This is a genomic window from Mycobacterium sp. UNC410CL29Cvi84, from assembly GCF_000686745.1.
Taxonomy (GTDB): Bacteria; Actinomycetota; Actinomycetes; order Mycobacteriales; family Mycobacteriaceae; genus Mycobacterium; species Mycobacterium mucogenicum_B.
On the sequence record NZ_JMLM01000022.1, the window covers coordinates 84,021 to 90,061 of the forward strand.

The window sequence follows — 6,041 nt, forward strand, 5'->3', positions numbered from 1 at the left end:
GCGTGCCGACACCCGCTGCTACGACAATGCGGCCTCTCGGGTGAACGGCTGCGTCAGCACGGGCGCCATGGCAGGCTCCTGGCCGACCTGCGAACGGCGGTGGCTCCACAGGACAACGGCGGCGATGAGCAACACCACACCACCGGCGCCAACCGGTAGCGTCGTCGATTGACGGTCGGCCAGTATCGACTGGCACTGCTCGGCATAGTTGCTCGCCACGAACATGGGCCCGCTGTTGGTGTGCAGGTCCAAATTGATCTGGTCTTGCACGCGGGCAACTTCGAAGTTCGGGTGAAAGCCGTTCCCGCAGGGAATCGGCGTGCCAAACCGGTCCACAGCTCCGAGCTGCACGGGGATTGCGGTGGACAGCAAGGCGCCGAGAACCGCAGCGGCGCCGGCGAGCGATAGTAGACGGCTCAACATGTTGCTCCAGTTCCCCTTTCGAGATGCCGCGAACGTCATTTCCCAGACAAGGCACTGAACCCTCGTGGGACCAGTACCGCTATATGGGGTTAGTCGTGCCCTCTGGCCGGAACCGAACGTCCGCGTTTTGTGATCTCGAGCACACCGGCATGCAATGGATCGTGCCGGCTCTGTCGATCGCGGTAACGCACGAAAGCCGGCACCGCGAGACTGTGATGGTCGTCATGGTTGTACGCGCGCTATGGGTCAAAACCGGCGCTATTCATACGCTTTCGCAAGCATTGCCCTAAAAAATCCATGGATTCGACCGTTACCTTCACGTTCTGCACGGGAAGCGATCGGCGCCGGAGGAAGTCTCGGCCACGCCGGTCGTGCTGGGGCTTGTCGCCGATGCCGCGCGTCGTCGGCAATCCCACGGCTGCCGGTGGCTGAGTAGGCAGCGTCGCCCATCACCGGACCGTTCACTCGCTGGTTCGGCAATTCGACACATGGATCGGAGCACATCATCGTCATGACAGAGCACCACGCCCCTGAGGAGATGGTTGATCAGCCGACGCGGGTACAGACGCTGCGCCGGATTCTGGAATCGTTCAGCGATGCCGCCACACCGATCGTGGACCTGCTGCGTCCCTATGTAGAAGGGCTCGAGAACCTGCCCGCCGATGGCCGATTTCTGTTGGTGGCCAACCACACTCAGGGCGGCGTGGAGGTTCCGCTGATCCTGCATTTCGTGCGACGTGGCATCGGGACGCGGGTGCGACCGTTGGCTGAACGGGGTATGGGCAAAATGCGCGGCCCGATGCGCGATGTGATCGCCGCGGTCGGGGCGGTCGTCGGATCTCCAGAAAACGCTCAGGCGTTGATGCGGAACGACGACACGATCCTGGTGTTCCCCGGCGGCGGCCGGGAGATCGCCAAGTTCAAAGGTGAGGAGAACACCATCAACTGGCGGGGCCGGGCAGGCTTTGCCCGCGAAGCCATCATCGGCGGCTACCCGATCGTGCCGGTGACGCTGGTGGGTGGCGACGATATGTACGAACATCTGTTCACGCGCAACAGCACGCTGGGCCGACTCAGCCTCACCATCAGTGAGAAGATCACCGGCCGTCCGAACATGCCGATGCCGCTGATGAGAGGGATCGGTCCCACCCTGATCCCGCGGCCGCAGCGCATGTACCTGCGGTTCGGCGCCCCGATCACGACCACCAAACCCGCCGGCGTCACGGACGAGACTTGGCTCGCAACCGTCAAACAGACGACCCAGGAAGCGCTGGAAACCAGCCTGGCCGAACTGCTGAAAATTCGGGCCGCCGACCCGTACCGCGCCTTGAATCCGCTCGCTTGGCCCCGTGCCACGCGTCCGGCTGACGTGAGCGCGGACGCTCGTGGCTAGTCCGGAACGCACCAGTGGTCGCTCCGATCTGCTTCCCGGGGAGATGGCGCATGCCGCGGTCGTCGCTGCGGCCACGGCAGGATTGGCGATCTCGGCGTCCGTCGTCCCGGTGACCGGGTTCCTGGCGCTGGTCGCCATGGTGCCGATCGGACTGCTGGCCTACCGGCACCGGCTCCGGGTACTGATTACCGCCGCCATTGCCGGCGCGGTGATCGCATTCCTCATCATTGGTGTTCCCGGCGCCATCACCGTGCTGTCCTGCGCCTACATCGGCGGGCTGGCCGGCATCGTCAAACGCCGCGGCGGCGGCATCGTCACAGTCGCAGTCACCGGTGTCGCCGCCGGCATGGCCCTCGGGGCCGTCACGTCGAGTGCGTTGCTGGTACTGACCCCGTTGCGGGCGCTGATCTTCAGCGCTCTGAACGCAACCGTGAATGGGCTGACTGTCGCCCTGCACGCCGTCCCTGCCCTACGTGGCCTCGGCGACGGCCTGGCACACCTCACCTCGGCCGGGTTCAGAGCCTGGCCGCTGCTGCTCACCGGGTGGCTGACGAGCCTCGTGACGATCGTGTCGATGATCGGCTGGTGGGTGATGTCCGATGTCCTGCGACGCCTCGGTGGTGTCCCCGACGTCCACAAACTCGACCCGTCACCTGCCGACCTGGCCGGTGCCGCGCCCGCCCCGCTGCCCCTCCATCTGGACGACGTCGGCTTCCGGTATCCCGGCGCCGACCACAATGCACTGGCCCCGACCAGCCTCACCGTCGATGTCGGCGAACGTGTCGCCGTGGTCGGCTGCAATGGGTCCGGCAAGAGCACGCTGGGGCGCATCCTCGCCGGCGCCGCACCGACCACCGGCACCGTGTACCGCCCCGGTGCAGTCGGCCTGGGGCGCATCGGCGGCACCGCCGTGGTGCTGCAGCATCCGGAAACGCAGGTGCTGGGGATGCGGGTCGCCGACGACGTCGTCTGGGGTCTGCCCGCGGACACGCCTGTCGACGTCGACGGGCTTCTGCGTCGGGTGGGAATGGCCGGGATGCGCGAGCGCCACACCAATGGACTGTCCGGAGGTGAACTGCAGCGCCTCGCCGTGGCAGCCGCTCTGGCCCGCTCCCCGAAACTGCTGATCGCCGACGAGATCACGTCGATGATCGACCCCGCGGGCCGTGAAGCGCTGCGGGCGGTGGTGGACGGCCTGACCGCGCACCAAGAGATGTCGGTCGTGGAGATCACCCACTACCGCGACGAGGCCGAGAACGCCGACTGGGTCATCAGCCTGTCCACAACCGGGGACAACACAGCCATGGTGCCCACCGCTACGCCACCGGTTCCACCTCCACCGGCGGCTGGTGGACTGCCGGCGGTAACCAGACTGCCCGGGCTGCCCGTGATGCAGCTGGACGGTGTCAGCCACCAGTACGCCGCCGGTACACCGTGGGCACACACGACCCTGCGCGACATCAACCTCACCGTGCATGAGGGTGACGGCGTGTTGATCCACGGAGGGAACGGGTCCGGCAAGTCGACGCTGGCCTGGATCATGGCCGGCCTGACCACGCCCTCCGCAGGATCAGTCCTCTTCGACGGCAGACCCGCTGACGAACAGATCGGCGCGGTGGCCATCGCCTTCCAGGCCGCACGTTTGCAACTCATACGGTCGCGGGTCGATTTGGAAATCGCATCCGCGGCGGGATTCGAGGTGCATGACACGGATCGCGTGGTGGCCGCGCTGGCCAGCGTCGGCCTGGACCCCGCGCTCGCTCGGCGTCGCGTCGATCAGCTCTCCGGCGGCCAGCAGCGCCGGCTCGTGCTCGCGGGCTTGCTGGCCCGGAGGCCACGCGTGCTGATCCTCGACGAACCGCTAGCCGGTCTGGATGTCGCCAGCGCACGCGGGTTGGTGGAGCTGCTGACCGCACTGCGCCGCGACACCGGACTGACGATCGTCATGATCTCGCATGACTTCGCCGGCCGGGACCAGTTGTGCCCGAGCGTCTTACGCCTGCACAACGGCGCGATCCAGACTCCGGTCTCATCCTGGACGGGAGCATCGTCATGACACGCCGTGCACCAGTCAGGCATCGGGGCAAAAGACCACTGGTACTGCTGCGTCCCGTCCCGGGCACCAGTCCGGTCCACTCGTTGTGGGCCGGCACCAAGATCATCATCCTCGTCGCCGCCGCCGTGTTGCTGGCCGTCGATCCAAGCCCCATCCCGATCGTCGCGGTGGGCGTCCTGACGCTGGCCGCGATCTGGCTGGCCGACATCCCGCGCAGCGCCTTTCCCTCCATACCTCCTGCGATGTGGGCGGTCGTCGGGATCGGCGCAGTGTTTCTGGCATCCACAGGCGGAGCCCCGGTCGTCGTGGTCGCAGGCCTCCATGCAGGACTCGGTGGCCTGCTGCAATTCCTACAACTGTCGGCGCTGACGATCGTCCTGCTGCTCTCGGGTGCGGTGCTGTCCTGGACCACCGACGTTGCCGACGTCGCTCCGGCACTCGCGACACTGGGTCGTCCGCTGCGGGCATTGTCCATCCCCGTCGATGATCTCGCGGTCGCCCTCAGTCTGGCGCTGCGGTCGTTTCCCATGCTGATCGACGAATTCAGGGTGGTGAACGCCGCCCGCACCCTGCGACCCACACCGCAATTACGGGCCATAAGGAGAGTTCGACAGCGCGTGCGTGACGGCGCCGACCTGGTTGCCACCGGCACCGCGATGATGTTGCGCCGCGCCGACGAAATCGGCGATGCGATCGCTGCCCGCGGCGGAACCGGACAACTCACCGCAGCACGCACCAAGCTGGGCCGGTCCGACTGGATAGCACTGGCGATCGCCGCCGCCGTCTGCGCCACCGCCGTCGGTCTCCACGTGATCACCGGCGGCATCGGCTGTGCCCCCGGGCTCCCACCAGGGTTTGAACCACCCCCGTCCGGACTCATGGGCGGCGCCGGATCGGGTGGATTACCGCCCGGATGCAACCCGCCGGCCCACTGACTTCGCTCAGTATTCGGCTTCGGCAGCGACGTCACTACTGCAAATCTCTACTGACGCTTGCAGTTCCAACGAAACGCCGGCGACCCAGCTCAGCTTCACGCTCGTCCAAATATTCAACGATTCAACGAAACTCATTGCCGTCAAACCGCTTTCGCTTCGGACTCTACTCCATACGACAGTCTCCTCCATCGCCGGCAAATCCTCACCCCACAACCGTCGACCTGAGGCGGACGAAAGACCAAGGCGAACAACTGATATGACTGCCCTAATCAACCAACAGCCTCTGCCCACGTACGACCGTTACCGTCGATTCTGTTGCCCTACCGACTTTGCAGAGGAGAAGGACTCGGTGAAGAAGTCACGTCTTGTAGTCACATCGGTGGCCGTGTGCGCCGGATTGGCTTTCAGTGCAATTGGATTCGAGGCGGGGACGGCCGGTGCGATGCCGCCGCCTCCCCCCGGCCCAGGAGCACCAGGACTGTGCGTTCCGCTGCTGCCGTGTGTGGGGCCGCCGGCGCCACCGCCACCGGTGCCCGGCGTACCCAATATCCTGGGAATTCCATTGCCTCCACCGCTGTAGGCCGACGGCGGATGCACGGCAGCGTGGATCTGCACAGCCAGGCCTCAGCGCTTGCAACGGCGCGTAATGTACGGCGGCCAAGGCGGACTGGGCCTCGGCCGCCGTACATTTGGCAGAACAGGCGCGCACCGCGATCCGCGAACGACGGCACGACGGCACGACGGCACGACGGCACGACGAAAGTCACACCAGAAATATGGCTACTAGCTGCTGAAACACTTGCTTCATAGGTTCTCCATAAGCCAACCACAGATCGTGGCTAATCCCGTTGGCAACAATGTCGCGATGCGATATGCGCCAGACGCCTACGCCGCGACCGGGCGGCCACACACCGCCGGACACGCAGCTCCGGCGCCGATGACCCGCCACGATGGCAGCCCGATCGAGGTCCTCGTGGTCGACGACGAACCGGCGCTCGGCGACCTGGTATCCATGGTGCTGAGGTATGAAGGGTGGCAGGTCACCGCCGCTCAGGATGGTGCGACGGCCATCAAGAAGGCCGCTGCCGAGAAACCCGACATCGTGGTGCTGGACATCATGCTGCCCGACATGAGCGGGCTCGACGTGCTCCACGAACTGCACCGCATCCGCCCCGAACTGCCCGTGCTGCTGCTCACCGCAAAGGACACCGTCGAGGACCGGATCGCCGGATTG

At 65.9% G+C, this 6,041-nt stretch carries 5 protein-coding genes; 4 read left to right on the forward strand and 1 reads right to left on the reverse strand.

Translation table 11 applies throughout. The annotated features are described in order from the left end of the window. Positions 1 to 18: 18 nt before the first annotated feature. The gene (locus tag BR47_RS31370) at positions 19 to 462 is read right to left on the reverse strand and encodes a hypothetical protein (protein ID WP_138158501.1); all 444 of its coding nucleotides are present in this window, start codon (positions 460 to 462) and stop codon (positions 19 to 21) included. Between the two features lie 499 nt (positions 463 to 961). Here BR47_RS31370 and BR47_RS0124885 point away from each other — a divergent pair, with 499 nt between their 5' ends. The 4 genes from BR47_RS0124885 to BR47_RS31380 all read left to right on the forward strand — a co-directional run. Next, the gene (locus tag BR47_RS0124885) at positions 962 to 1,816 is read left to right on the forward strand and encodes a lysophospholipid acyltransferase family protein (RefSeq protein WP_020104342.1); all 855 of its coding nucleotides are present in this window, start codon (positions 962 to 964) and stop codon (positions 1,814 to 1,816) included. Positions 1,817 to 1,859: 43 nt separating this feature from the next. Further along, positions 1,860 to 3,872 (forward strand): ABC transporter ATP-binding protein, encoded by a 2,013-nt coding sequence (locus tag BR47_RS0124890; protein ID WP_036427724.1) that lies wholly within the window; start codon positions 1,860 to 1,862, stop codon positions 3,870 to 3,872. Next, on the forward strand, positions 3,869 to 4,807 hold the full coding sequence (locus BR47_RS31375) for an energy-coupling factor transporter transmembrane component T family protein (RefSeq protein ID WP_197035068.1): 939 nt from the start codon (positions 3,869 to 3,871) through the stop codon (positions 4,805 to 4,807). The genes BR47_RS0124890 and BR47_RS31375 overlap by 4 nt, the downstream gene beginning before the upstream one ends. Positions 4,808 to 5,744: 937 nt before the next feature. Beyond that, positions 5,745 to 6,041: response regulator (locus tag BR47_RS31380; protein WP_036427332.1), on the forward strand; the 297-nt coding region annotated here is incomplete at its 3' end.